We start from the raw sequence: 26,318 nt of genomic DNA, 5'->3' as shown, positions 1-26,318 counted from the left end.
TTTTTGGTCGGATCAAGGCCGCCTGGTCACTGGACCATTACGGTCCTGTCACGATGCCCTGGTCAGCCCCAAAATCAGCATCTAGTCAGCACCACGTCAGCCTCAAGTCGGCTCCCGGTCGGCCTCTGGCCCGGCCTGTCGCAACCCGCTCTGCCAGGTCGACGGCCGGGTCCCGAATCCGCGCTTGGCCCGGGTGCCCAGCCAATAGCCAAACTGCGGAGGAACATGGCGAAATGGCCCTTCAACCCCGAGTTTCAGCGCGGCATCCATCGGCCAGTTGGGGTTATTGAGGATTTCCCGGCCGACCGCGATCAAATCTGCTTGTTTATCGCGCAGTATCTGCTCGGCCTGGTCGCCATGGATGATCAGGCCGACCGCCATGGTCATGATATCGGCATGCCGGCGGACATATTCCGCCAGCGGCACCTGATAGTTGTATTTGATCTCCTTGCCGAGGATCGGGGCCATCTCGCTGATTCCCCCCGACGAGCAGTCGATCACATCGACGCCCTTCGGCTTGAGGATCGCCGCCAGCCGTGCGCTCTGTTCCGGACCCCAGCCGGCATTGTCCTCGACCGACAGCCGCACGAACAGCGGCTTGTGATCCGGCCAGTGCGCACGCACGGCCTCCGTCACCTCGATCAGGAAGCGCATCCGGTTGGCTTCCGAGCCGCCATATTCGTCGCTGCGCAGGTTCGAACGCTCCGAGAGGAATTCGTGCACGAGATAGCCATGGGCGCCGTGCAGCTCGAGCACCTCGAACCCGGCCTCGTGCGCGCGGCGGGCCGCCTGCCCCCAGGCCGCGACGAGGTCCTTCACCTCCTGCGTTTCCAGCGCGCGCGGCACCGGCCAGCGCTCGCTATGGGCGATCGCGCTCGGCGCCACCGGCGTCCAGGCATCCCAATCCTCGATTGCGGCGCTGCGTTCGAGCGGACGGTCGCCCTCCCAGGGCCGGCTTGCGCGCGCCTTGCGGCCGGAATGGCCGAGCTGGATGCCGGCGACTGCGTTCTGCTGCTTGATGAAGCCGACGAGCCGGCTGAGCGGCGCGATGAACTTGTCGTCCCAGATGCCGAGATCGCCGATCGTTCCGCAACCGCGGCGCTCGACCTTGGTCGATTCGACGATCACGAGGCCGGCACCGCCGGCGGCGAACTTGCCTGCGTTCATCAGATGCCAGTCGGTCGGAAAGCCCTTCTCGGCCGAATATTGATGCATCGGCGGCACCACGATGCGGTTCTTCAGCGTGACGCCGCGGATGGTCGTCGGCGAAAACAGCAGCATGTCGGACATCGCTTCCTCACTTCACGTCGTTACCCGGCGCGCGGGACCGATCTCCTATTTTCCGCCGACGTTATACGCACCGCGCGATGGCCGATAGGGGCGCGTGGCGCGCACCACCGAGGCAACATCCATCCACGAGCTGTTCCTATTGAGCGGGCTTGCGGTTCGCCGACAGATCCGTCGGGCAGTTGACCCCGCATGCGATCCCTTTCCTCTGGTCGGCAACGCGCCACACCAGCAGCGCGGCCAGCACGATGATGGTGACGGTGAGCTTGGCCAGCGTGTCGTGATTCAATTTCAGCTCCGAGCAACAATCCGCATGAGCGACAATTATCAGCTGGGAACAAAACTGGCCCCGGGACACGCTGCCGGGGCCGACCTGCGTTCGATTCAACGTGGTCTAAATGATCATCGTACGGATCTGGCGCGGCCTGCAAGCTCTCCGGTCCGCATGGCAGCACAGCACGGCCGCGCGCGGCCATGCTGGAACTTTCTCATCCGGAATGGCGAGATCTGCGGGAACCTGCCCGTCCATTACCTATCCCATATGGGCTACATCGTCACGACAGCCGTCAACTCCGCGCAAGCCTTGCTGCGCCCGCGGCGATCGCATCGTTGAAGCTCGTATCCCAGAATTGTCCAACCTCGGCGCGGGCGTCGAGCACGCCGAGCTTGAGGAAGGTGTCGGCGACCTTCTGGTGGGTCTCCGGCACATCAGGCGTTACACCAGCCAGCGAGAAGTCGCCGCTGCGGCGGCCGAACTGGTCGAGAATGTCCTGCAACGGCAGATGGGTTTCGGCCACCTGCGCCGCCGCATAGAGGGGAAAATTCTTGTTGGCGAACGCATAGGCGCGCTGGATCCGCAGCAGCAGATCGCTCACGGCCGCGTGGCGCAGCGGATCGTCGACCGCCTTCGGATTGGCGTAGATCGGGAAATTGCCCGAGAGATAGCCGACGCCGGTCTTGAGCAGCCGCGCGCCCTGCTTGGCGATCGCGAGCTGCCCGTTGTAGCCATAGATCGCCCAGGCATCGAGCTTGCCGGAGGCGAACGCCGAGTAGCCGTCGGACGGCGTCAGATTGATCGCCTCGATATCGCCGAACGCGAGCCCCGCCTCCTCGAGCTGTTTCGCGAGGAAGTAATGCGCCGTGGTCGCGCGCACATAGCCGACGCGTTTTCCCTTGAGGTCGGCGATCGAATGGATCGGCGCATCCTTTGCCGCCACCGTGACCTGGATGTTGAGATCCTCATCGGTGACGGCGATGAAGCGCACCCTTGCGTTCTGGCGCGCGGCAAACATCGCGGGAATCTCGCTGCCCGAACCGACGTCGAGCGCATCGCCGTTCAGGGCCTCGATGTGGAGCACGCCGTTGTTGAGCTCCTTCCATTCGATCTTGTAGGGCGTCTTGTCCTCGCCGCCGGCCTGCAGCAGCGGACGCCAGCCACCCTTGTAATACGCCACGCGCAGCGTGACGCCGCCGAGATCGGCGCCCCCACCCGCCGCGGTCTCCGCACGCACGCCGCCGGCAATCAAGCTTCCGGCGAGCACGCCGAGCGCGGAACGTCGAGAGAGAGAGGATGGCATGGTCACCGGCGCAGGCTCCTGATCAGCAATCGCTACGCCGCAAGCTTAAGAGAAAACCCGCCGATGTATATGAGACGCTATTTCGTTTTTCGCCGCGCGCGCGAAAGGCCGTTCCAAGGATTGACGGCTTGGCGCAGAAAACAACATCCGACGACGAACCGCAGCCTGGATGGGCGCGGCGATATCCGGGGCCGCTCTCTCGACCAGGTTGCGGTCGCTCCGGGTCTCGCGTGATTACTCCGATTACGCGGTCAAGGTCCGCGATGCATTCGAAGCGGAAGGCATCAGGGGCGTCCCGTTTGCCAGCGCCGACACCCTGTCGCGGCGCATCGTTGCCGCGCATGAGGCGAGCATCCCAATTGTGGCCGTCGTCGGGCAGCGCGAGGCGCAACAAGGCACCGTGAGCCTCCGCGAGCGCGCCGGAGCCGTTTCCGTTTTGCCGCTGGATGACGCCGTCCGGGCGCTTCGACAGCGTGCTTGTCCGGGTCAGGTCGTTGACTGAAAACTCGCTGCGCGCAGCCCCGGCGCCGCAGGGTCCGCGGCGCAAAGAAAGGCCCCAGCGAGGGGGTACACGCTGAGGCCAGAGCAACTTGATCACACCATCCTAGACCTCGCCCTGGCGCTTTCCTTTGCTCCTTTGGAGTACCGGATTCATACGGATCGAAGACTGAACCTTATTGCTCGCTCGCGCGTATCGATAACGCCAGGATTTTGCCATTCCTCCTGGGGCTAGAACCAACGCCGCCCGTCGTATTTCAATGCGGGCGGCGTTGCGCGTTTCTGGCCTGGAACGCGAGGGCTGACATTGAGGAAAGTTCCCGGCTGGAACCGGAACGGATAACAGCCGACGTGAGTTGGAGAGCATGATCTTGAAGGATGGAGCGTCATCGCCGTGAGCCGAAAAACCCTGCAGGCACGTTCGGAGCAGGCGCTCGTCGTCGTCATTCTCAGCACCGGCGCGCTCATCGCCTACCTCGGCTTGGCGCTTTCCAGGATCTGAGAGGTCTGCCCGGCAAGCAGCAGGCCGCTTGACGCACCGAAAGCGCGCAAGGTCCAATCATTGATTTGCCCGACGGCGCAAGCCCCGCGATAAAGATGTTTCGCTCTTTCAGAAGTACGGCCTACTGTATGCTTCGCCCGTCTCACCCGATCGAGGGGCGCTTCGCGATCGTCACGAACGTGGGTCGAGATGCGGAGGACGCGCAGTGTGCAACTGACGAGTGCCCATGAAGCGGCTCCCGTTACACCTGTGGTCATACCCCGAGCTCTCTGCCTTTACGCCGCGGCCTCTCGGCTCGAGCACCAGCGCCTGTGGAATACTTGATCGCCCGCATGCGCGCGGGTGATGACACTGCGTGAGAATGGACCGAGCGGGGCCAACGTCAGCACCTTGGTCGCGTGCCTGCCGCACAAATCGGGGACATTGCCGCCCGCCCGCAATTCTCGTACACGGTTTCACGCAATGACCTCGCAACTCTCCCCCGATTCCGTCGACGTGCTGCTGTTCGATATCGGCCGCGTCGTGCTCGACATCGACTTCGAGAAGGTGATGGCGCACTGGGCGCAGCATGCCGGCTGCGCGCCGGCCGACCTCGCCACGCGCTTTGTCGTCGACGACAGCTTCAAGCATCACGAGATCGGCCGGATCGACGATGCGGCGTTCTTCGAAAACCTGCGCCGGACGCTCGGCATCAACCTCACCCATACGCAGTTTCTGGAAGGCTGGAATGCGATCTTCACCGGCGAGATGCCGGGGATTGCCCCCCTGCTCGCCACCGCCGCCAGGCGGATGCCGCTCTACGCCTTTTCCAACACCAATCCGGCCCACGTCGCGCATTTCTCGGTCATCCATGCCGAGCTGCTCAGCCATTTCCGTACCGTCTTCCTGTCCTCGACGATCGGCTTTCGGAAACCCGACGCCGAGGCCTACGATCATGTGGTAAGGGAGATTGGTGTGCCGGCGTCGCGGATCCTGTTCTTCGACGACCTGGCCGCCAACATCGAGGGCGCGCGGGCGCGCGGCCTTCATGCCATCCACGTGACATCGACGGATGACGTGGCGAGGGCTCTGACTGCACTTGGTATTGAACATTTGGATTGAAGGAGCTCCGAGCGTGGCCCTGATGCCGGTTGCCGATGCCCTGTCCGCCGTCCTCGCCGGCGCCGAACCGCTGCCGGAGGAGATGGTCGCGCTCGATGCCGCCTACCACCGCACCCTGGCCCGCGACCTCGCCGCCCGGCGCACCCAGCCGCCGCAGCCGATGTCGGCGATGGACGGCTACGCCGTGCGCGCGGCCGACGCTGGTGTTCTGAAGGCCCGGCTCAGGGTGATCGGCGAAGTCGCCGCCGGCCGGCCGTTCGAGCGCACGGTCGGCGCCGGCGAAGCGGTGCGGATCTTCACCGGCGGCGTGATCCCCGATGGCGCCGACGCCGTCATCATCCAGGAAGACACCGCCGTCGACGGCGATCACATCACGATCAGCGAGGCCGCAACCGCCGGGCGGCACATCCGCCCGGCCGGCGTCGATTTCCGTGAAGGCGACGTGCTGCTCGCGGCCGGCAGCCGCCTCTCCGATCGCGCGCTGTCGCTTGCGGCCGCCATGAACCATCCGGAGTTCGCGGTGCACCGCCGTCCCAAGGTCGCGGTGCTGGCGACCGGCGACGAACTGGTGATGCCGGGCTCGGCGCCCGGCCCTGGCCAGATCGTCTATTCCAACGGCTATGCGCTGCGTGCGCTGGCGCGCGCCGAAGGCGCCGAAACCGTCGATCTCGGGATTGCCGCCGACACTGTGGAGGCCACCACCGCCGGTATCCGCCGGGCCCGCGAGACCGGTGCCGACATCCTGATCACGACCGGCGGCGCCTCGGTCGGCGACCACGACCTGGTCAAGCAGTCGCTTGAGGCCGAGGGCGTCGAGATGGCGTTCTGGCGGATCGCGATGCGGCCCGGCAAGCCGATGATGCATGGCCGGCTCGGCGCGATGCGGGTGATCGGCCTGCCCGGCAATCCGGTGTCCTCCTATGTCTGCGCCTTCCTGTTTCTGGTGCCGTTGATTCGGGCGCTAAGCGGGCGAAAGACCGTCCATCACGTCCGTGCCAGCGCCCTGCTCGGCCGCGACCTCGCCGCCAACGACCAGCGCGAGGACTATCTGCGCGCGCGCCTCGAGGAGCGCGCGGACGGCACGCTGATCGCAACGCCTGTGATGCAGCAGGACTCGTCGCTGCTCGGGAATCTCGCTGCGGCACAGGCACTTCTCGTGCGTCCGCCGTTTGCGCCTGCCGCCGGCAAAGGCAGCGAATGCGAGATCCTGATGCTGCCTGAGTGAGGCTCGCACAGCCCGCGGATTGTGCGTTGCCGGATGCGTTCACCGGAAATTAAGTGGTTGCGGAACACATATCGAACATATAGTGTCCGTTCATGATTTGTTTCGAGTACTGGTGTGTACAAATGGGAGGCCGCGAGGGAGCGCTTGTGATGAGCACCGTGCTCCTGAGGACTGGCCCCGCCTGAAAAGTCTCGGAATCGAACGACGCTACCAACCGGGGGAATACTCGAGATGCTCACGCGCAAACAGTACGAACTTCTGCGTTTCATCAATGAACGTCTGAAAGAGGCCGGCGTACCGCCCTCGTTCGACGAGATGAAGGATGCGCTCGACCTGCGCTCGAAGTCCGGAATCCACCGCCTGATCACTGCGCTGGAAGAGCGCGGCTTCATCCGCCGCCTGCCCAACCGCGCCCGCGCCATCGAGGTCATCAAGCTGCCAGAACTCTCGGCCGGCGGCGGCAACGGCCGCCGCGGCTTTACCCCGAGCGTGATCGAAGGCACCCTCGGCAAGCGCACCAGCACGCCGCCGGTCACCGAGGACGACGGCAACCGTCCGGTCGCGGTCCCCGTGATGGGCCGGATCGCCGCCGGTACGCCCATCGAGGCGCTGCAGACCCGTAGCCACACCATCAGCGTACCGCCCGACATGCTAGGCTCCGGCGAGCACTATGCGCTGGAAGTGCGCGGCGACTCGATGGTTGATGCCGGCATCCTCGACGGCGACATGGCGCTGATCCAGCGCAACGACGTCGCCAACACCGGCGACATCGTGGTGGCGCTGATCGACGAGGAGGAAGCCACCCTGAAGCGCTTCCGCCGCCGCGGCGCATCAATCGCTCTGGAGCCGGCCAACACCGCCTATGAAGTGCGCATCCTGCCGCCGAACCGGGTCCGCATCCAGGGCAAGCTGATCGGCCTCTATCGCAAATACTGAATTTCCAAATACTTGCGGCGGCCGGGAACGAGCGACACATCGGATCGTTCCTTGAATGATAGCGTAACGTGCTGTTTGCCCGATGCGCTCCGATACCTCTCACGCAGCGTCGCGTGTTTGTGATCGGAGGCGTTGGGCGACCAGTCGTACAATCGCCCAGAAACGAGGAGACACTCGTTCGCTATCGTCCACTCTGGTAGAGGCCCTATGCCTCAAGGAGAGGCACTGGTCGCTACCTCGATTAGAGGAGCCATCCGATGTGTGACTACAGTCTGCACGCCGTGGCGTCGCGCCCCGCCATTGTTGGAGAGACGCTAATCACCACGACTTTCCGCGGGACGTCGACCCGCGGCTTTGCTTCGGAGACCGATCCCACTGTCGCGGTCTGCATGCTGCCGGGCACCGAGCTCGCTTTCGCCGAGAACGTTCGCTACGACAGCCGCTGGATCTGGACCAAGACGATGAACTTCCGCGTCGGCGTGTTCAACGAAGTCGAGCCCGACGTTCCCGATCGCCATCATGACGCGGTCGAATTCCCCGACGGCAGCCATGTGCTGGTGACCCAGCTCGTCGAGGGACAACGTGTCAGCGTGCTGCAATTGCCGGCACTGCATCCGCTGGTCGAGCAGAAGCCGAAGGTTGTGGAGCGGCGGCCCTCCGCATTTGCGTCGCTGTTTTTGGGTTGAGCGCATCGTCGCCGCGGAATGAGCTGTTCAGCGGCGGATGACCTAAGCGATTTCGAGCGACCCCGGACGTCGGGTTCCGGGGCGCGGTTGGAGAATTGCGTCGGCGCGCGCCTTGGCGCATCATCGGGCACGGAGGACGTGCGTGGTGGTCGACAAGGTCACATGGCAAAAGGCTGGACGCGTCACGGAGCCGGGCCGCTACATGTTCCGGTTCGGCTGGCTGACGGTGACGGCTGACGACCTGAAGGTCTGGGAGCATTTCCCCGAGGCTTCCTTCACCCTCGTCAAGAAGCCTGACGCCGGCCCCGACTCCGACGAATACCATCTCGGCCTGTTCGAGCTGCCGACCGGCCCCTCACCCGACAACGGCTAATCCTCGCCCTGCAAATCGGTCTCGGCCGGCGTCGCATCGACGGCGGGCCGCGGAGCGCTGGCGGGCGCGCGCAGCGTCGTCTCGCTCTCGCCATCGCCGGGAACCGCTGGCGACCACGGCCGGTCGATCCCTCCGGGCTTGACCGCATCGATGGCGTAGCCGTCCCTGATGCGCCGCAGCACCAGCGCGCCGTGGCGCCGCAGCCGCTCGGCTTCGATCACCGAGGCCGCGCAGTCCCGCGGTGCCGGCCGCGCGGTCACGATCAGTGCCGCACGGTCGCAGTCGTCGGCCAACGCCTCCGGCCGGCTCGCCAGCGCGACGAAGGCGCCGCCCGGCCCTTGGGTCACGCAGCCGCTCGGATCGCACGAGACGCCCTCGCCGAGCGAGGAATCCGTGGCAGTCCGCGCGTCAGCATCCGCCGCCAGCCACTCCTTGACGAGGAAGGCGTCCTTCGCGCTGTGCATCAGATGCAACCGGCCGTCGCCGCCCCGCACCGCGACATTGCGGCCGTCGGCGGAGACCAGCACGTCCGGCTGCGGCACCCGCAACGCCCAGACCGATGCCGCCACCAGCAGCACCGCACCCGACCAGCGCAGCGGCGTCCGCAACAGTCCGAGCAGGACGAGGCCCGCGCTTGCGACGATCAGCGGCCCGATCCCGAACGCCGCCATCCGGCCGACCGCGCCCGGCAGCGCTGCGACCCATTGCGTCACCAGGATCATCCAGTCGATGCCGAACCCCATGATCGCCCAGAACACGCCGTCGAAGCCGAACGGCATTGCGAGCAGCCCGAGCAGGCCGGCCGGCATCACGACCGCCGACACCACCGGCATCGCCGCAAGGTTCGCGAGCAGCCCGTAGGGCGTCACGCGGTGGAAATGGAACGCGGCGTAGGGCGTCGTCGCGAGCCCCGCCACCAGCGAGGCCAGCATCAGCATCGTGAGCTCGCGCCCGCCCCACAGCGCAAGGCGCGCGGTCGCCGAATGATCGGGCGATGCCAGCAGGTTCGGCAGCCCGATCTGCACCAGCGCCACCAGCCCGAGCGTTGCCGCAAACGACATCTGAAAGCTCGGATGCACCAGCGCTTCCGGCGCGATCGCGAGCACGATCAGCGCCGCCACCGCCAGCGTGCGGAAGGTGATCGCGCGGCGGTCGACGATCACCGCGATCAGCACCACCGCCGTCATGAAGAACGACCGCTGGGTCGCGACCTCCGCCCCCGACAGCAGCAGGTAGAACGCCGCCGCCAGGAGCGCGGCCGCCGCCGCCCATTTCTTGATCGGGTGTCCGGCCGTCAGCGCGGGAAACAGCGCAAGCAGCGCTCGGATCGTGAAGAACACGACGCCGGCGACCACGGCCATGTGGTAGCCGGAGATCGACAGCACGTGGCCGAGGCCCGAGATGAACATCGCGTCGTTGACCGGCGTCGTGATCGCATCGCGCCGGCCGGTGAGCAGCGCGGTTGCGATCGCGCGCTGATCCCCATCGAGCGTGGTGCGGATGCGCGCGTCGATGGCATCGCGCAGCCACTGCATGAAGGCGGCATAACGCAGCGCAAGACCGCCGGTCGCCGGCGGCTCCCTGGCCTTCACCGCGCCCATCACGAAGCCGGATGCGCCGATACCCTGGAAATAGAGATCGCGGCCAAAATCATAGGAGCCCGGCCGCTGCGGCCCGAGCCGCGGCATCAGCCGCGCCTTCAATTCGACGAAGCTGCCGACCTCGGGCGCGGTGCCCTTCTTCACCGAGAGCCTGACGCGCTCGAGTGTTGGCACCTCGCGCTGGCTTTCCATCGACACGACGCGCAGCACGAAGCGGTCGGATTTCTCCCTGATGTCGCGTGTCTCGACGAAGCCGGTCAGTGCCACGGAAAATATCGGCCGCGCCAGCACGCCATGGGCGATCCGCGCGGTCTTCCACGTCGCCATCGCAAAGCCCGCGGCGACCGCCGCCAGCATCACGACGGCGGGAAACACGCTGCGCCGCCGCAGCAGGAGCGCCACCAGGCAGAGCGCGATTGCGACGACGGACGCGACCGACAGCACCGGCTCATGCTCGGCCGCGAAATAGAACGCAATGCCGGTGCCGAACGCCACCGGTACCCACGGCAACAGCCGCCCAGCCCCCGTCTCCGCATGTGCCCATTGCCGCAATGTCTCGACGAGAGGCCGCCAGATGCTGGCGCGCACCGGAATATAGCCACCGACCGGCGCAGCCGCGCGTGGCGGCCACGTCCCCGCGTAGCCGCGTCTGCCGCCCGGCGTCGTGCCCTGCTCCGCCATTCCGCTTGCGATCCCTGCCGGGGGCAAGGCTAGCGGAAGCTGCGGCCTGATCGCTAGCGGAACGGATCGAGAATACGGGACCGGCCAGCCGGGATACCAGGACCGACCTGCGTCACGGCTCCCGGCGGCAGGCCGCCGCCGGTGCCTGCGTCAAACCGATCGAGCCGAAAGTCTCATTAGGTGCCGATCCCATCGGGACTAGACTGTGCTGATGCCTCCACTCCCGGACAGACGGGGATGAGGTGGCAACGGCTCGCGGCACTGAAGGCCGCTGGAGCTCTTCTCAGGTGGCCCAAAACTCCCCTGAGATCGGGCGTTGCGGACAAACTCGCAAATCTCGCCTGCAACGCCGCGCACCACGCGCACGCCGCGAGCGGATCGAGCGCTGAAAAACGCGAAGAGTAGCGTTTGCAATTGATAGGAGCAGCACATGGCAATTCAAGTACCGAGCGATTTTCGTCGCGTGATTGTCGCTGCGTCAGTGGGAAACATCATTGAATGGTACGACTTCTACATTTTTGGCAGCCTGGCCGCAGTTCTGTCGGTCAAATTCTTTGAGCAATCCCACCCCGTCGCAGCCCTGCTGAGCACGATCGCGCTGTTCACCGCGGGATTCCTGATCCGTCCGCTGGGGGCTTTCCTGTTCGGATGGATGGGCGATCGGGTCGGCCGCAAATATACATTTCTCATTACGCTGAGCGGAATGGGACTGGGGACGGGCGCGATCGGACTGATCCCAACCTATCAGTCGATCGGCCTGACGGCCGCATTCGTTCTGTTCGGCTTGCGGATGATCCAGGGTCTCTGCCTGGGCGGCGAATATGGCGGCGCCATCACCTATGTCGCCGAGCATGTTCCGGACGACCGCCGCGGCTACTACACAGGCTGGCTGCAAACCTCGCCGACGCTTGGGATCGTGGTGTCGCTGGCCGTGATCGTCCTGACCCGGACCTGGGCCGGCAATCAGGCCTTCGACGAATGGGCGTGGCGCGTTCCGTTCCTGGTCTCGTTCGTGCTGGTCGCGATCGCCATCTACATCCGCCTCCAGCTCCAGGAGACGCCGATTTTCCAGGAGATCAAGGCACGCGGACAGATGACCAGGAATCCCTGGCGGGAAGCTTTCCTCAGCACCAACATCAAGTACATCTTGATCGCCATAGTCGTCCTGATCGGACAGGGCGTGGTCTGGTACAGCGGTCAATTCTGGGCACTGTACTTCCTGCAGCAGGTCTCCAAGGTCGATCCGGTTACCTCGGCCTATATCGTCGGAACCGCACTGCTGATCGCAACGCCGAGCCTGATCTTCTTTGGCTGGCTGTCGGACCAGATCGGCCGCAAATCCGTGATTCTCGGAGGAATGCTGCTTGCCGCGCTCACCTACTATCCGCTGTATCTGTGGCTCGGCATGGTCACGCAGCCGGGACACATCAACTATCCGGTCGCCGTCTTCATCATCTTCATCCTCGTCTGCTACGTCGGGATGGTGTACGGGCCGGTCGGCGCGTTCCTGGCGGAGTTCTTCCCGGCCAGGATCAGGTACACCTCGGTCTCGGTGCCGTATCATATCGGCAACGGTTGGGGCGGCGGATTGGTGCCGTTCATCACATCGGCCGCCTTCGCAGCGACCGGCAGCATCGGCTACGCGCTGATCTACCCGATTGTCGTTCCCGCGGTGTGCTTCGTGATTGCCCTCGTCATCATGCCGGAGACACGCAAGACCAGAATTTGGGAGCAGATCGAGGCGAGAGCCGCATCGTGACCGAGTGACCTTGCTGAGGGAGCGACTAACCCTTGCAGCAAGAGTCAGGACCTGGTCATGGCCGCCCTGCAGCGCGTACGGGACGACGCTTCGTCCTGTACGCGCGTGATTCCGCTGCGGAGTTTGCATCGGCATGAGGTCAACGCGCCTCGGGGGATCCGGTTTTTGCGCAATCCCTATCTCTCCGGCCACCCGTGACTGGCGGTCAGGCCAACGTTTCAGTCGGCTCCCTCTCAGCCAGCCCGGTGATGCCAGCGATCGTGCCACCAAATGGCAAAATCACGATCCATCGTCAGCTCCCAGCAAGCGAGCACGATCACCGCGATGCCGGCGAGCACGCTGCTCGTCGTGGCCGATCCATGTTCGTAGCTGAACGTCCAGGGTGCCAACACCAGGGCCAGCCCCATCAGCATCTCGCCCCATTCCTCCAGATAGGACGGAATGATGAATGCCTCGATGGCAAACAGCACGACGCCCAATCCAAGTGCGATGGAGATCCAAAGAGCTGCCCCGGAGAAGCCCAGGGCAAACGGCGACGCGACCAGCCAGACGCCAACCAACAGGCTGACAGCATCCTGCCAGTGTTGAATGCGCATAATCCTCACCTCCCTCTTCCGAGCATATGGTGCGGCCGGGACAAAAAGGCATCGGTCCGACCTGCGATGTGTTGCCGCTGTTGATCCGCAAAGCCACGTCCCTCCGGGCGTGCCGCCGCCCGGAAAGCGCTCTTGCAATCGCGCGGCATCAGGATGCACACTGTGCGCGCTTGACTAGGTGTCAACGTCTGCGGTTCGCGGCCCGACCGGTGTCACACGGTTGCGCCCAGGACGAGAGGAGTATGACGCCATGCGAGAAACCGAAATCCACGACTATGCGCGGCAATTGCTTGAGGCACATGGCGTCAGGGCCATTGCGGAAGCTGCCCAAAACGCCATCGAGCTCGAAGCAAAAGGCGAGGCCGAGCTGGCCAGAACCTGGCGGCATATCGAAGACGCCATGAAGCTGATGCGCGGGCCACACCAAAGCTGAGGCCGCCAGCGCTCAGCGCAGAACGTGGAGCGGGAACCGTCTCAAGCCGCCTTGTGGCGGCTGAACGGCAGCACAATTTCAACGACGCGGCTCTCCATAGCAGGAGTGAAGCCATGTTTCCGACGTGCGCAACAGCCGAAGATCTCGTGAAGGCGATCACCGACGAGAAAGTGCAGATGATCGATCTGCGCTTCACCGATTTGCCGGGGCTATGGCAACATTTTTCTGTCCCGCCGAGCGCGGCGAGCATCGAGGCCCTCAGCGAAGGGATTGGATTCGATGGTTCATCGATCCGCGGTTTTCAGGAAATCCAGGAAAGCGACATGCTGGTCGTCCCGGACCCGACCACGGCTTTCCTCGACCCGTATTCCCCTGCATCTACCCTGGTGTTGATCTGCAACATCCGCGACCCCGTGACCGGTCAATCCTATAGCCGTGATGCCCGCTACATCGCCCAGAAAGCCGAAACCCACCTGAAGGCCACGGGCCACGCCGATATCAGCTACTTCGGTCCGGAGGCGGAATTCTTCGTGTTCGACAGCGTGCGCTACGGACAGGGCATCAATTACGCTTTCCACGAAATAGATTCCGATGAGGGCAGCTGGAACACCGGCTCGGACGAAGCGCCCAATCTGGGACACAAGCCGCGCCCGAAAGAGGGATACTTTCCGGTGCCCCCGACGGACAGCATGCAGGCGCTCCGCACCGAAATGGTGTTGACCATGGAGCAGCTTGGCATCCAGATCGAAGCCCATCACCATGAAGTCGCGACCGGTGGGCAGAACGAAATCGACATGCGCTTCGCCACGCTCACGCGCATGGCGGACAATCTGATGATCTACAAATACGTGGTGAAGAACACCGCCCGCCAGAACGGCATGACCGCAACGTTCATGCCAAAACCGTTGTTCGAGGACAACGCGTCTGGAATGCATGTTCATCAGTCGCTGTGGAAGGGCGAGACCAACCTGTTCTACGACAGGGGCGACTATGCCGAACTGAGCCAGCTCGCCCGCCACTATATCGGCGGCCTGTTGACCCATGCTTGGGCATTGTGCGGGCTTTGCGCCCCGACCACCAACTCCTATCGACGTCTGGTGCCGGGCTATGAGGCTCCGATCAATCTGGTCTATTCCCAACGCAACCGATCGGCCTGCTGCCGCATTCCGATGTATTCGCCGAACCCGAAGGCCAAGCGCGTCGAATTTCGCTCGCCGGATCCCTCCTGCAATCCCTATCTGGCGTTTGCCGCGATGCTGATGGCAGGTCTCGACGGCATCCACAACAAGATCGACCCGGGCAGCCCGATCGACAAGAACCTCTACGACCTGCCGCCCGCCGAGGCCAAGGAGGTGAAGTCAACGCCCGGGTCACTGGAACAGGCGCTGGATGCGCTCGAACGCGATCACGCGTTCCTGCTGCGCAGCGATGTCTTCACCGCGGACGTGATCGAAACCTGGCTCGACTACAAACGGAAGAAGGAGGTCGATCCCATCAGATTGCGACCTCATCCCTACGAGTTCCATTTGTACTACGACATCTAGTGGCGACCACACGCTCTGTGCGGACCAACCGAGTGCTCAATCAAGGGGCTCGCCTCCCGCCACAACGGCGTCGGATACCGGAGTCGCCCGTCCAGTCGGGGGGGCGGTCCAACATCCGGAAATCGCTCCCCACGACCTTGGTCCCTCCTCGCCATGCAGCGAGATCCGGATAGCCTGCAACTTGGGTGCAAGATCGCTTGGACGAGCGGCAGCCGCGAGGCGCACGACGCTCGGCCCCACGCACCGCCTATGCACTCTCCCTGACTACGAGGGCCCGCCGGCCCTCGACTTTTGTGTCACGATCCAGCGCGAAGCCTAGATCAGCGGCGTCTGCGACGAGACGTGATGGCAGGCGATCTTCCAGTCGCCGTCCTCGCGTGCGATCACCCAGGTGATCTTGACGGCGAGCGAGGGCACATCGCCGTCGAGGAAGAAGGACGCGATAGCAGCCATGTTGACGAGACCGTCGTTCACCCGTTCGGTCCTGACCTCGCTGAACCGGACGCGCGGCGTATGCCAGCGCGGCAAGCCGGCGAAATAGGCTTTGACGCCGTTACGGCCGCGATAGAGCGTCGGGTTCGAGCCGAAGAAGAACGCGTGCTGCGAGTAGAGCGCAGCAAGCGTATCCGCATCGAGCTTGCCGAAACCCGCGGACCATCGCCCGATGATGGCGGAGGCGATATCGTCGGCTTCGTCAAGCATCGATCGCCTCCCTCTGTCGTCTGTGCCGAACGACGCTAACCCTTGCCGCCGACTTCCTTGGCGAAGGTGTCGCGCAGGCCGATGGTGCGGTTAAACACCAGCCTGTCCGGCGTCGAATCTGCATCGCGCACGAAATAGCCCTGCCGCTCGAACTGCATCGCGTCGTACGAATTGCCCTCGGCGATCGCAGGCTCGACCCGTGCATCCGCCAACACTTCCAGCGACTGCGGGTTGAGGTCGGCGGCGAAATTCGCGGCGTTCGGGCTCGGGTTGGCGAACAGCTGATTGTAGATGCGGATCTCGGCCGGCTTCGACTGCGCCGCTGGCAACCAGTGCATCGTCGCCTTCACCTTGCGGCCATCGGGCGCGTTGCCGCCCTTGGTCGCAGGATCGTACGTGGCGCGAAGCTCGACGATCTCGCCGGCGTCGTTCTTCACGACGCCGGTGCACTTGATGAAGTAGGCATAGCGTAGCCGCACCTCATTGCCGGGCGAGAGGCGGAAGAACTTCTTCGGCGGGTTCTCCATGAAGTCGTCGCGCTCGATATAGAGCTCGCGGCCGAATGCGATCTTGCGGGTGCCGGCGTCCGGATTGTCGGGATGGTTGATCGCCTCGATCTCCTCGACCTGCCCTTCCGGATAGTTCTCGATCACCACCTTGAGCGGCCGCAGCACCGCCATGCGGCGCAGCGACGTGCGGTTGAGCTCCTCGCGGATGCAGAATTCGAGCATGCCGACATCGACCACGCTGTTGGCCTTGGCAACGCCGATGCGCTTGATGAACTCGCGCACCGCCGCCGGCGGCACGCCGCGCCGCTTCAGGCCGGCAATCGTCGGCATCCGCGGATCGTCCCAGCCCGAGACGTGGCCGTCACGGACGAGCTGGGTCAGCACGCGCTTGGACAGCAGCGTGTACGTCAGATTGAGCCGCGCCATTTCATACTGCCGCGGCTTCGACGGCACCGGCAGCTTGTCGAGCAGCCACTCATAGAGCGGCCGGTGATCCTCGAACTCCAGCGTGCAGATCGAATGGGTGATGCCCTCGATGGCGTCGGACTGGCCGTGCGCGTAGTCGTAGCTCGGATAGATCGACCATTTGTCGCCGGTGCGCGGATGGTGGGCGTGCAGGATGCGGTACAGCACGGGATCGCGCAGATTGATGTTGCCGGCGGCCATGTCGATCTTGGCGCGCAGCACGCGGGCGCCGTTCGAGAACTCGCCGGCCTTCATGCGGCGGAACAGGTCGAGGTTCTCCTCGACCGACCGGTCGCGGAACGGCGAGTTCTTGCCGGGCTCGGTCAGCGTACCGCGGGACAGCCGGATCTCCTCCTGCGACTGATCGTCGACATAGGCATGGCCAGCCTTGATCAGGCCCTCGGCCCAATCGTACAGGCGCTCGAAATAGTCCGAGGCAAAGAAGAGGTTTTTGCCCCAATCGTAGCCGAGCCAGTGCACGTCGGCCTGGATCGAGTCGATGTACTCCTGCTCCTCCTTGGTCGGATTGGTGTCGTCGAAGCGCAAATTGCACTGGCCGCCGAACTCCTGCGCGATGCCGAAATTCAGGGCGATCGACTTGGCGTGGCCGATATGCAGGTAGCCGTTCGGCTCCGGCGGGAAGCGGGTCACGATCCGGTTGTGCTTGTGGGAGGAGAGATCGGCCTGGACGATGTCGCGGATGAAGTCGCGCCCTGCCTCTGCCGTCGTGTCAATCGTCATCAAAGGGTTCCCTGGAGGATTCAGCTCAACCTTCTGCCAAATTCGCGCGGTCCGGCCAAGCCTGGTCTCAAGGCTTGGTCAAGCCTGGTTCGGCCGGCAAAAGGTCAGCCGGGGCTTTAGTTATGTTCGGTACCTGATATACACCACCGCCCATTCCAGCATACGTCGCACGCGATCATGACCAATTCCGTCGTTACCCGCTTCGCCCCCTCGCCGACCGGCTTCCTCCACATCGGGGGCGCCCGCACCGCGCTGTTCAACTGGCTCTATGCCAGGAAGCTCGGCGGCAAGATGCTGCTCCGGATCGAGGACACCGACCGCGAACGCTCGACCAAGGAGGCGATCGACGCCATTCTGGACGGCCTGAAATGGCTCGAGCTCGATTGGGACGGCGATGTCATCTACCAGTTCAGCCGCGCCGCCCGCCATCGCGAGGTCGCCGAGGGCCTGCTCGCCGCCGGGCGGGCCTATTACTGCTACGCCACCCCGGAGGAGCTCACTGCGATGCGCGAGAAGGCGCGCGCCGAGGGCCGCACCCGCCTGTATGACGGCATGTGGCGCGACCGCGATCCGGCGACCGCGCCTTCCGACGTCAAGCCGACCATCCGCCTCAAGGCGCCGCAGACCGGCGAGACCGTGATCGAGGATCAGGTCCAGGGCCGCGTGGTCTGGCAGAACGAGAACCTCGACGACCTCGTCCTGCTCCGCGGCGACGGCACCCCGACCTACATGCTCGCGGTCGTGGTCGACGACCACGATATGGGCGTCACCCACATCATCCGCGGCGACGACCACCTGATCAACGCCGCGCGCCAGAAGCAGATCTACGACGCGCTGGAGTGGGAGTTGCCGAGCATGTCCCACATTCCGCTGATCCACGGACCCGACGGCTCGAAACTGTCGAAGCGCCATGGCGCGCTGGGCGTCGATGCCTACCGCGCGCTGGGCTATCTGCCGGCCGCCTTGCGCAACTATCTCGTCCGGCTCGGCTGGAGCCATGGCGACCAGGAGATCTTCTCGACTCAGGAGATGATCGACGCGTTCGATCTCTCGGGCGTCGGCCGCTCGGCGGCGCGGTTCGATTTCGCCAAGCTGGAGAACCTCAACGGTCATTATATCCGGCAGAGCGACGATCAATCCCTCGTGACCCAGTTCGAGAGCGTACTGGATTATGTTCCTGAGGGCGCCGCGCTGAAGGCCAAGCTCAATGACACCACCCGCGCGCAATTGCTGCGGGCGATGCCGAGCCTGAAGGAGCGTGCCAAGACGCTGATCGAGCTGATCGCGGGCGCCTACTTCATTTTCGCCGATCGCCCGCTTGAGCTCGATCCGAAAGCGGCCGCGCTGCTCACGCCGGAAACGCGCGCATTGATCGGCAGGCTGCGCACCGCGCTGGAAGCCGTCAACGACTGGACCGCTGAAACCACCGAGACCGCCATGCGGAATTTCGCCGAGCAGAACAATCTGAAGCTCGGCGCCGTCGCCCAGCCGCTGCGGGTGGCGCTGACGGGACGCACAACGTCGCCCGGTATATTCGACGTGCTGGCCGTCCTGGGACGCCAGGAGTGTCTTGCCCGCCTCGCCGATCAGGCGGCGTGATCCTGCATGGACCCCCTCCAGGGTCCATCTTGCAGCGCACATTGCAATGAGCTACCCATCGCCGGACGCTTTCTCCACAAGCCGTTCCGCCCCGCCATGGGCCGCAAATTAGCGACTGGGCAAGGTCGGTTTTCGCAACGATTTCATCGGGGATCTCACGATGGACGCAAAATCCAGCAAGACAGCCACACTCACCATTGGCAACAAGAACTACGATTTCCCGATCCTGAGCGGCACGGTTGGGCCTGATGTCATCGACATCGGCAAGCTCTACGGCCAGGCCGGGGTGTTCACCTACGATCCCGGCTTCACCTCGACCGGCAGCTGCCAGTCGAAGATCACCTATATCGACGGCGACGCCGGTATCCTCGAATACCGCGGCTACCCGATCGAGCAGCTCGCCGAGCACGGCGACTTCCTCGAGACTTGCTATCTGCTGCTCTACGGGGAGCTTCCGACCCCGGCGCAGAAGAAGGATTTCGACTATCGCGTGATCCACCACACGATGGTGCACGAGCAGATGGCGCGCTTCTTCCAGGGCTTCCGCCGCGACGCGCATCCGATGGCGATCATGGTTGCTGCCGTCGGCGCGCTCGCCGCGTTCTACCATGACTCCACCGACATCAACGATCCGCGGCAGCGCATGATCGCCTCGATGCGGATGATCGCGAAGGTGCCGACGCTGGCGGCGATGGCCTACAAGTACACCATCGGCCAGCCCTTCATGTATCCGAAGAACTCGCTCTCCTTCGCCGAGAACTTCCTGCAGATGTGCTTCAGCGTGCCCTGCGAGGAATACAAGATCAACCCGGTGCTCGCGGACGCGCTCGACAAGATCTTCATCCTGCATGCCGATCACGAGCAGAACGCGTCGACCTCGACGGTGCGTATCGCCGGCTCCTCCGGCGCCAACCCGTTCGCCTGCATCGCGGCCGGCATCGCCTGCCTGTGGGGTCCGGCCCATGGCGGCGCCAACGAAGCCGCGCTCGCCATGCTGTCGTCGATCGGAACGGTCGACAAGATTCCCGAATTCATCGCCAGGGTGAAGGACAAGAACAGCGAAGTCCGCCTGATGGGCTTCGGTCACCGGGTCTACAAGAACTACGATCCGCGCGCCAAGATCATGCAGAAGATGTGTCACGCGGTGCTGGCCGAGACCGGCCACGGCGATGACCCGATGCTGAAGGTTGCGCTCGAGCTCGAGAAGATCGCGCTCAGCGATCCCTACTTCATCGACCGCAAGCTCTACCCGAACGTCGACTTCTATTCGGGCATCACGCTGAAGGCGATGGGCTTCCCGACCTCGATGTTCACCGTGCTGTTCGCGGTCGCCCGCACCGTCGGCTGGATCAGCCAGTGGAGCGAGATGATCGAGGATCCGCAGCAGAAGATCGGCCGTCCGCGCCAGCTCTACACCGGCGTCGCGCGCCGCGACTACGTGACAATCGACAAGCGCAAGTAAGCTTCATCTCTGTCAAGTTCGAGACGGCGCCATCATTCCTGATGGCGCCGTTTTCGATTGCCGCGGGCGACTTCGGTCGCGAGCGCATCGAGACGCGGCAGCCAGAACGCCCTGAACCGGTCGAGCCAGGCGTCGACCTCGCGCAGCCGCCCCGGCTCGACGGCATAGATGCGGCGCGTGCCGTCGGCGCGCACCGACGCAAAACCGGCGTCGCGCAGGATCCGCAGCTGCTGCGAGACCGCCGATTGGGTGATGCCGAACTCGCGCTGCACGACCGCGACGACGTCGCCCGAACTGTGCTCGCCGGTTGCCAGCAACTCCAGGATACGCCGGCGGACGGGATCGCCGAGGATGTCGAAGGCGTGCACGGCGCGCTAGCCTCCGCCGCCGGGCTCAGGCTCGCCGCAATAGAACACGGTGGTGTTGGCTTCTGCCTTGCGCGCGGCCGGCTCATCCGTGCCGGCCTTGATCGAGGCTCGGCACCAGTCGGCGCTGCTGCGGCGGATGAAATCCTTGCCGTCGGCCGACGCAGGCCAGGCCGCCGCGGCCGCGCGGTCGAATGGCTGTCCCGGCGGCGTCGCGAAGTACAAAGCGAGCCCCATCAAGGCGAGGTCCCAGCCGACCCCGACCGCGCCAGGCCCGTAGCGATCCCAGAAGTCATCTTCGATGACCGAGAGGTGCTCCAGCTGCAAACGGGTTCCGCTGGAACCGTCGTCAGCCAGCGTCACCGTCACCCAGCTGACAGTGCCAGCAAACTCCCAGGTCAGAGCGAGCCGACGCGGCGGCTCGCAGGCCGTGATCTGACCGCCGGCCTGCCCCTCGAACTGGTAGCGGCCGCCGAGTTTTAGGTCTCCGGAGATCGGCAGGAACCAGCGCGGGATGCGCTCGGGATTGGTCAGCGCGTCCCAGAGGTCGGCGATGTCGGTGTCGTAGCTGCGCGTCGCAATCACCGCCCGCGCCGGCTTGCCATCGCGTTCCCTGACGGCGACTTCACGAATAACGGCTCCGACATAGGCGACAGGATCGATCCTCATAGGCAGCTCCGCACTATATTAGCTGTCGCTAATATTAGCGTCATCTAAATATCTGGCGCAAGCGGAACCTGTGCGACCGGATGTCCCGCGACCCGTGTGATGAGCGGTAGCTAGGCCGAGCGCCGGCTCATTTCCGCGAGCACAATATCGGCGGCGCGGACGCTTGGCGGCTGGTCGCCGGTCGACATCTTCCCGTCCATCGTCGCGAACGCCACGAGCTGCCGCAGACGGTCGGGCGAATCCGCGAGGACATCACCCAGCGCGCGCGCGAGCTTGTCCGGCGTGCAGTCCTCCTGCAGGAACTCGGGAATGATATCGCTGCCGATCACGAGATTGGCGAGGATCACCGACGACACCCGGATCGCACGGCGCAGGATGAACGCCTCGGCGGCGCCGACGCGATACGCCGTCACCATCGGAATGCCCGACAGCGCGAGCTCCAGCGTCACCGTGCCCGACTTTGCGAGCGCGGCGCGGGCGACGCGGAATGCGGCGCGCTTCTCGATCTCGCCGACAGCGAGCCGCGGCGCCACGGGCCACGACGCGACGCCTTCGCGCACCATGGCCTCGAGATGCGGCATGGTAGGAAGCACGAGCTCGAACGGGGTCTGCTTGTTGAGCTGTCCGAGCGCCGCGCCGAACAGCGCCAGATGATGCTTGATCTCGCTGCGCCGGCTTCCGGGCAAAACCAGCAGGACCGGCGGCTGCGCATCGCGCCGCTTCTGCTCCTCCTCGTTCGGCCGGAGCGAGGAAAGCTGCTCGGTCAGCGGATGCCCGACATAACTGCATGGCGGTCCCTGCAGCTTGCGATATTCCTCCGGCTCGAACGGCAGCAGCGCCAGCACGTGATCGACATAGCGTCGCATCGCGCGCGCCCGGCCCGGCCGCCAGGCCCAGACCGACGGCGACACGTAATCGACGATCGGAATATTCGGGTTGCGCGCGCGGACGCGGCGGGCGACGCGGTGGGTGAAGTCAGGGCTGTCGATGATGACGAGCATGTCAGGGGCATCGGCGAGCACGGCATCGGCCGTACGCCGGATCAATCGCAGGATCTTCGGCAATTGCTTCACGACGGCGGCAAGGCCGATGATCGAGAGCTCCTCGATCGGAAACAGCGGATCGAGGCCCTCGCTCGTCATCTGCCGGCCACCGACGCCGGAAAATTGCACGACATCGCCGAGGCGCTGACGCAGCACCTTCATCAGCGCCGCGCCAAGGCGGTCGCCGGACTCCTCGGTCGCGATGAGGAAGATCTTGCGGCCGCTGCTGGGACTGCGCGCCTGCATCAGCCTGCCAGTCCGATGACAAACAGCCCCTTGGCGTCGGCGGCCTCGATCAGCGCCTGCGGATCGGCGGCAAGCGTGTTGCCGGCGATCACGGCAATCCCGGCGATGCCCGCCGCGGCCGCGCCCTCGACCGTGCGTGGACCGATGGTCGGCAGATCGAAGCGGAGATCCTGCTTGCTCTTCGGCGCCTTCACCAGCACGCCGCGGCCGGCCTTGGCGCGGATGCGGCCGTCGGCGCGCAGCCGCGCCACCCGAGCCAGGAGCCCATCGGTGCCTTCGATGTCCTCGACCGCAACCACGTGACCGTCGATCACCACGGCGGCCTGACCGATGTCGAACGGTCCAAGCGCATCGAGCACGCCGCGTCCGCGCGCAATGTCGGCGAGCGCGCTCGAGTCCGGCGTCGTGCGCGTCACGACGCCCTCGGGCATCAGCAGATCGGGCGCGACATCCTTGATTCCGACCATGCGAAATCCCTGCTGCTCGAGGATGCGGCCGACGCTCGACAGCAGATGATCGTCGCCACCGCGGAACGCGCGCACGACATGGCCGAGCAGCCGCAGCGTGCCCCAGTCGAGCCGGATCTCCGACAGCGCGGGACGCACCAGGGTGCCGATGAAGATCAGGTCGCGGCAGCCTTCGTCGCGGAACAGCCGGGTCGCGCGTCCGAGTTGGCCGACCGAGATCCAGCGGTGGCGAAACCGCTGCGCGCGCGCCGGATCGCAGGCGCCGCGCAGCGCGAACAGCACCGGCGTGATGCCGCGCGCGGTGAGCTGATCGGCGACCGCGAACGGCATGGCGCCGCCGCCGGCGATCACGCCGACCGGCGAAGAAAGCGAAGGAGCCGCTGACGTCATGCTGGCGGCCATCCCGTGCTCAATTGACGTCGGCGGGAAGACAGAGCGGCCGGAGCTTGCCGCCCTCGATGAAGGCGAGGATTTCCGCGATCGCAGGATCCTCACCCGCCAGCGGCTGCACCGCAGCCAGCCGCTCGGCGAAGACGCCGGGACCGTGGAACAGCTTTTGATAGAACGCGCGCACCACAGCCAGCCGCGCCTTGGTGAACTGCCGCCGCCGCATGCCGATGATGTTGAGCCCTTCGAGCACCGCGTATTGACCGTTGGCTAACCCGAACGGGATGATGTCGCCGCGCACGCCGCAGACGCCGCCGATCATCACCTGCGAGCCGACGCGGGTGAACTGGTGCACCGCCGACAGGCCGCCGATATAGACGAAGTCGCCGATCTCGCAGTGGCCGCCGAGCGTCGCCGACGTCGCGAAGATCACGCCGTTGCCGACCATGCAGTCATGGCCGACATGGCTGTTGTTCATGAAGAAGCCGCGATCGCCAACGCGGGTGAGCCCGCCGCCCTTGACCGTTCCGACATTCATCGTCACGCCTTCGCGGATCGTGCAGGCTTCGCCGACTTCGAGACGGGTCGGCTCGCCGCGATAGCTGAAATCCTGCGGCGGCCCGCCGAGCGCGGCAAACGGCGAGATGACGCAGCCGGCGCCGATCGTCGTGTGCCCGCTGATCGTGACATGCGCGATCAGCTTGCAGTTCTCGCCCAGCACGACGTTGGGGCCGATGATGCAGTACGGACCGATCTCGGTGCCGGCCCCGATCACAGCGCCATCCGCAATCCGCGCAGTGGGGTCGATCATGCTCATGTCGTTACGGTCCGGAATTCGTTAGTGGCGCCAAGGCGCTATCAAGGCGTTATGCAGTCGATTTGGGCGGTCGTTAGCGCGACTTTGCCCGCCCTGTCCAGTGACGTATGATGACGGCCTGTTGCAAACGAAAAGGTCGCAACCGATCCATGGTCCGGGCCGCCGCGCTGATCATCAGCCTGTTCTCCGCGCCGATCGGGCCGGAGACCGTCGATCTCGGCAACAGCACGAGCGTCGATCTCTCGGCCTTCGCCTGCCGCGACATCAACCGCAGCACGATCGTCCAGCGCGTCTGCTACAGCGCAAGCGATCGCACGCTGCTGGTCGCGGTCAGAGGCAGCTACCAGCATTATTGCGGCGTGCCTGCCGAAACCTACGACGCGCTAATGATCGCACCATCGATGGGCGTCTTCCTCAATCGCGTCCTGCGGATCGCGGGTGCCGACGGCCGATATGCGTGCAGGACGTCGTGACCCCGACGACTTGAAGCTGCTTTAGTCCGTCAGCATCGCGCCGACATCGGCCTCGGCGACAACCTGACCGTTGACCTTGGCGTCGCCGTGAAACCACCACATCGTCTTGCGGCGGCCGAGCGAGCGCATGTGGTATTCGATGGTGTCGCCGGGCATCACCGGCTTCCTGAACTTGCACTTGTCGATGGTGAGGAAATACACCGCGCGCGGCTTCTCGGTGCCCTCGACCGACTTGATGCCGATCACGCCGGCAGTCTGGGCCATGGCCTCGATCATCATCACGCCGGGGTACACCGGGCGATCCGGGAAATGCCCCTGGAACGGCGGCTCGTTGAAGGTGACGTTCTTGATGCCGATACCGCTGTAGTCGGTGCGGATCTTGATAACGCGGTCGATCAGCAACATCGGAAAGCGATGCGGAAGCGTCTTCAGGATATCGTTGATATCCACGAGCTCGAATTTGACCGGTGCCTCCTCCATCACTCTTGTTCCTTGCCTTTGGCTTCGTTGTCGCGCACCAGGCGCTCCACCGCGATAATTTCCCTGAACCACTGCTTGGTCGGCTTGGCGAAATGGCCGCCCCAGCGACCATTGGCCGGAATGTCGTCCTTGACCGCGCTCATCGCCGTCACCTGGGCGCCGTCGCCGATCTTGAGGTGGTTGTTGATGCCCACCTTGGCGCCGAGCGCGACATTGTCGCCGATCGTCAGACTGCCGGCGAGCCCGATCTGGGCGGCGAGCAGGCAGTGCCGGCCGATGGTCACATTGTGGCCGATCTGGACCTGGTTGTCGATTTTGGTGCCTTCGCCGATCACGGTGTCGCGCAGGGAACCCCGGTCGATGGTCGAGGCCGCGCCGACCTCGACATTGTTCTGGATCACCACGCGGCCGGTCTGCGGCACCTTCACGTGCCCTGCCGACCCGAAGAAGATGAAGCCGTAGCCGTCCTGGCCGATATTGCAGGCCGGGTGGATCAGCACGTTGTTGCCGATCAGCGCGAACTGAATGGTGGTCTTGGCGCCGACGTTGCAGTCGCGGCCGATCTTGACGTCGGCGCCGATCACCGCACCGGCGCCGATGATGGTGCCCGAGCCGATCTCGACCCGCGGGCCGATCACGACCAGCGGATCGACGATGACGCCGTCCTCGAGGCGCGCGGTGGGATCGATGATCGCCGACGGGGCGATGCCCTCGGTCCCGAACCAGGATTGCGGCCGCAGCGCATCGGCGTGCCATTCGCGGGCGAGCTCGACGAACACCTGGAACGGCTTCGCAGCGCGCAGCACAGCCGTGCCCTTCGGCACCTGCGCCTCGAAACGCGGGCTGACCAGGCAGGCGCCGGCCTTGGTCGCGGCGAGTTGGTCGGCGTATTTGAGATTGTCGAAAAAAGGCGAGATGCATCGGACCGGCCTCGTCGAGCGAGGCCAGCCCCCTGATCTGAAGCGCACCCCTTTCGGGGTCGACCAGTTGCGCCTTCGTCAGCGCGGCGATTTCAGCCAGCGATGACGAAGGAGGACTCTTGAAGAAGATCGGCTGCGCCATTCCATCCGTCGCAGTCCGGTCGAGCAGCGGTG

The 26,318-nt window shown here is 64.8% G+C and carries 25 protein-coding genes and 1 pseudogene; 12 read left to right on the top strand and 14 right to left on the bottom strand.

Annotation, left to right across the window (positions count from 1 at the left end; genetic code table 11):
• Nucleotides 1-102: 102 nt before the first annotated feature.
• The 3 genes from ACVW1C_RS39470 to ACVW1C_RS39460 form a co-directional block, all read right to left on the bottom strand.
• Nucleotides 103-1,290 carry an NADH:flavin oxidoreductase/NADH oxidase gene (locus tag ACVW1C_RS39470; protein WP_456762823.1) on the bottom strand — a complete coding sequence of 396 codons (1,188 nt, stop codon included), beginning with the start codon at nt 1,288-1,290 and terminating at the stop codon, nt 103-105.
• Between the two features lie 136 nt (nt 1,291-1,426).
• Nucleotides 1,427-1,576, bottom strand: coding sequence for a hypothetical protein (locus ACVW1C_RS39465; protein ID WP_456762822.1), 150 nt, complete (start codon nt 1,574-1,576; stop codon nt 1,427-1,429).
• 277 nt (nt 1,577-1,853) lie between these two features.
• Complete coding sequence (locus ACVW1C_RS39460) at nt 1,854-2,864, bottom strand: ABC transporter substrate-binding protein (protein WP_456763289.1); 1,011 nt, start codon at nt 2,862-2,864, stop codon at nt 1,854-1,856.
• 169 nt (nt 2,865-3,033) lie between these two features.
• Here ACVW1C_RS39460 and ACVW1C_RS39455 point away from each other — a divergent pair, with 169 nt between their 5' ends.
• From ACVW1C_RS39455 to ACVW1C_RS39430, 6 genes are all read left to right on the top strand, one after another.
• Nucleotides 3,034-3,366: a His/Gly/Thr/Pro-type tRNA ligase C-terminal domain-containing protein gene (locus ACVW1C_RS39455; protein ID WP_456762821.1), complete on the top strand. Its 333-nt coding sequence runs from the start codon at nt 3,034-3,036 to the stop codon at nt 3,364-3,366.
• A 960-nt stretch (nt 3,367-4,326) separates the two neighbouring features.
• Complete coding sequence (locus tag ACVW1C_RS39450; RefSeq protein ID WP_456763288.1) at nt 4,327-4,965, top strand: HAD family hydrolase; 639 nt, start codon at nt 4,327-4,329, stop codon at nt 4,963-4,965.
• A 13-nt stretch (nt 4,966-4,978) separates the two neighbouring features.
• A complete protein-coding gene (locus tag ACVW1C_RS39445) occupies nt 4,979-6,190 on the top strand; it encodes a molybdopterin molybdotransferase MoeA (protein WP_456762820.1) in 1,212 nt (403 codons plus the stop codon).
• A 231-nt stretch (nt 6,191-6,421) separates the two neighbouring features.
• The gene (gene lexA / locus ACVW1C_RS39440; RefSeq protein ID WP_456762819.1) at nt 6,422-7,126 is read left to right on the top strand and encodes a transcriptional repressor LexA; all 705 of its coding nucleotides are present in this window, start codon (nt 6,422-6,424) and stop codon (nt 7,124-7,126) included.
• 257 nt (nt 7,127-7,383) lie between these two features.
• Nucleotides 7,384-7,812: a hypothetical protein gene (locus tag ACVW1C_RS39435; protein ID WP_456762818.1), complete on the top strand. Its 429-nt coding sequence runs from the start codon at nt 7,384-7,386 to the stop codon at nt 7,810-7,812.
• A 145-nt stretch (nt 7,813-7,957) separates the two neighbouring features.
• Nucleotides 7,958-8,185 (top strand): hypothetical protein, encoded by a 228-nt coding sequence (locus tag ACVW1C_RS39430; RefSeq protein ID WP_456763287.1) that lies wholly within the window; start codon nt 7,958-7,960, stop codon nt 8,183-8,185.
• Here ACVW1C_RS39430 and ACVW1C_RS39425 read toward each other — a convergent pair.
• Nucleotides 8,182-10,467 carry a ComEC/Rec2 family competence protein gene (locus tag ACVW1C_RS39425; protein ID WP_456762817.1) on the bottom strand — a complete coding sequence of 762 codons (2,286 nt, stop codon included), beginning with the start codon at nt 10,465-10,467 and terminating at the stop codon, nt 8,182-8,184. The two genes, ACVW1C_RS39430 and ACVW1C_RS39425, sit on opposite strands and share 4 nt — an antisense overlap.
• Before the next feature lie 430 nt (nt 10,468-10,897).
• Here ACVW1C_RS39425 and ACVW1C_RS39420 point away from each other — a divergent pair, with 430 nt between their 5' ends.
• The gene (locus tag ACVW1C_RS39420) at nt 10,898-12,226 is read left to right on the top strand and encodes an MFS transporter (RefSeq protein WP_456762816.1); all 1,329 of its coding nucleotides are present in this window, start codon (nt 10,898-10,900) and stop codon (nt 12,224-12,226) included.
• Between the two features lie 233 nt (nt 12,227-12,459).
• On the opposite strand, the gene ACVW1C_RS39415 is transcribed toward ACVW1C_RS39420, so the two are convergent.
• Complete coding sequence (locus ACVW1C_RS39415) at nt 12,460-12,822, bottom strand: SPW repeat domain-containing protein (protein ID WP_176531062.1); 363 nt, start codon at nt 12,820-12,822, stop codon at nt 12,460-12,462.
• A gap of 250 nt (nt 12,823-13,072) precedes the next feature.
• Between ACVW1C_RS39415 and ACVW1C_RS39410 the strand changes: the two genes are divergently transcribed.
• Both ACVW1C_RS39410 and glnA read left to right on the top strand, forming a co-directional pair.
• Nucleotides 13,073-13,255 carry a hypothetical protein gene (locus ACVW1C_RS39410; RefSeq protein ID WP_166295895.1) on the top strand — a complete coding sequence of 61 codons (183 nt, stop codon included), beginning with the start codon at nt 13,073-13,075 and terminating at the stop codon, nt 13,253-13,255.
• Between the two features lie 113 nt (nt 13,256-13,368).
• A complete protein-coding gene (gene glnA, locus ACVW1C_RS39405) occupies nt 13,369-14,799 on the top strand; it encodes a type I glutamate--ammonia ligase (protein WP_456762815.1) in 1,431 nt (476 codons plus the stop codon).
• A gap of 315 nt (nt 14,800-15,114) precedes the next feature.
• On the opposite strand, the gene ACVW1C_RS39400 is transcribed toward glnA, so the two are convergent.
• Both ACVW1C_RS39400 and ACVW1C_RS39395 read right to left on the bottom strand, forming a co-directional pair.
• The gene (locus ACVW1C_RS39400; protein ID WP_456762814.1) at nt 15,115-15,501 is read right to left on the bottom strand and encodes a YybH family protein; all 387 of its coding nucleotides are present in this window, start codon (nt 15,499-15,501) and stop codon (nt 15,115-15,117) included.
• A gap of 35 nt (nt 15,502-15,536) precedes the next feature.
• On the bottom strand, nt 15,537-17,216 hold the full coding sequence (locus ACVW1C_RS39395; protein WP_456762813.1) for a glutamine--tRNA ligase/YqeY domain fusion protein: 1,680 nt from the start codon (nt 17,214-17,216) through the stop codon (nt 15,537-15,539).
• Between the two features lie 177 nt (nt 17,217-17,393).
• Between ACVW1C_RS39395 and gltX the strand changes: the two genes are divergently transcribed.
• Both gltX and gltA read left to right on the top strand, forming a co-directional pair.
• Nucleotides 17,394-18,815, top strand: coding sequence for a glutamate--tRNA ligase (gene gltX / locus ACVW1C_RS39390; RefSeq protein ID WP_456762812.1), 1,422 nt, complete (start codon nt 17,394-17,396; stop codon nt 18,813-18,815).
• Between the two features lie 160 nt (nt 18,816-18,975).
• Nucleotides 18,976-20,277: a citrate synthase gene (gene gltA, locus ACVW1C_RS39385; RefSeq protein WP_173642822.1), complete on the top strand. Its 1,302-nt coding sequence runs from the start codon at nt 18,976-18,978 to the stop codon at nt 20,275-20,277.
• Between the two features lie 32 nt (nt 20,278-20,309).
• On the opposite strand, the gene ACVW1C_RS39380 is transcribed toward gltA, so the two are convergent.
• From ACVW1C_RS39380 to lpxA, 5 genes are all read right to left on the bottom strand, one after another.
• The gene (locus tag ACVW1C_RS39380) at nt 20,310-20,645 is read right to left on the bottom strand and encodes an ArsR/SmtB family transcription factor (protein WP_456762811.1); all 336 of its coding nucleotides are present in this window, start codon (nt 20,643-20,645) and stop codon (nt 20,310-20,312) included.
• Between the two features lie 6 nt (nt 20,646-20,651).
• Entirely contained in the window at nt 20,652-21,311 is a 660-nt protein-coding gene (locus ACVW1C_RS39375) for an SRPBCC family protein (protein WP_456762810.1), read from the bottom strand.
• A gap of 110 nt (nt 21,312-21,421) precedes the next feature.
• Complete coding sequence (gene lpxB / locus ACVW1C_RS39370) at nt 21,422-22,600, bottom strand: lipid-A-disaccharide synthase (protein ID WP_456762809.1); 1,179 nt, start codon at nt 22,598-22,600, stop codon at nt 21,422-21,424.
• Nucleotides 22,600-23,457, bottom strand: a complete 858-nt coding sequence (locus tag ACVW1C_RS39365) for an LpxI family protein (protein ID WP_456762808.1) — start codon at nt 23,455-23,457, stop codon at nt 22,600-22,602. The genes lpxB and ACVW1C_RS39365 overlap by 1 nt, the downstream gene beginning before the upstream one ends.
• 19 nt (nt 23,458-23,476) lie before the next feature.
• Nucleotides 23,477-24,271 carry an acyl-ACP--UDP-N-acetylglucosamine O-acyltransferase gene (gene lpxA, locus ACVW1C_RS39360; protein ID WP_456762807.1) on the bottom strand — a complete coding sequence of 265 codons (795 nt, stop codon included), beginning with the start codon at nt 24,269-24,271 and terminating at the stop codon, nt 23,477-23,479.
• A 149-nt stretch (nt 24,272-24,420) separates the two neighbouring features.
• Between lpxA and ACVW1C_RS39355 the strand changes: the two genes are divergently transcribed.
• Entirely contained in the window at nt 24,421-24,744 is a 324-nt protein-coding gene (locus ACVW1C_RS39355) for a KTSC domain-containing protein (protein WP_456762806.1), read from the top strand.
• 21 nt (nt 24,745-24,765) lie between these two features.
• Here ACVW1C_RS39355 and fabZ read toward each other — a convergent pair whose 3' ends face one another.
• A complete protein-coding gene (gene fabZ / locus ACVW1C_RS39350) occupies nt 24,766-25,224 on the bottom strand; it encodes a 3-hydroxyacyl-ACP dehydratase FabZ (RefSeq protein ID WP_016841580.1) in 459 nt (152 codons plus the stop codon).
• Nucleotides 25,224-26,286: pseudogene (lpxD, locus tag ACVW1C_RS39345) on the bottom strand (UDP-3-O-(3-hydroxymyristoyl)glucosamine N-acyltransferase). The gene fabZ and the pseudogene lpxD overlap by 1 nt, the downstream one beginning before the upstream one ends.
• Between the last annotated feature and the right edge of the window lie 32 nt (nt 26,287-26,318).

Source organism: Bradyrhizobium sp. USDA 4011, assembly GCF_054063415.1.
The sequence above is the reverse complement of the archived record's forward strand: the minus strand, read 5'-3'. Positions and strand labels throughout refer to the sequence as shown.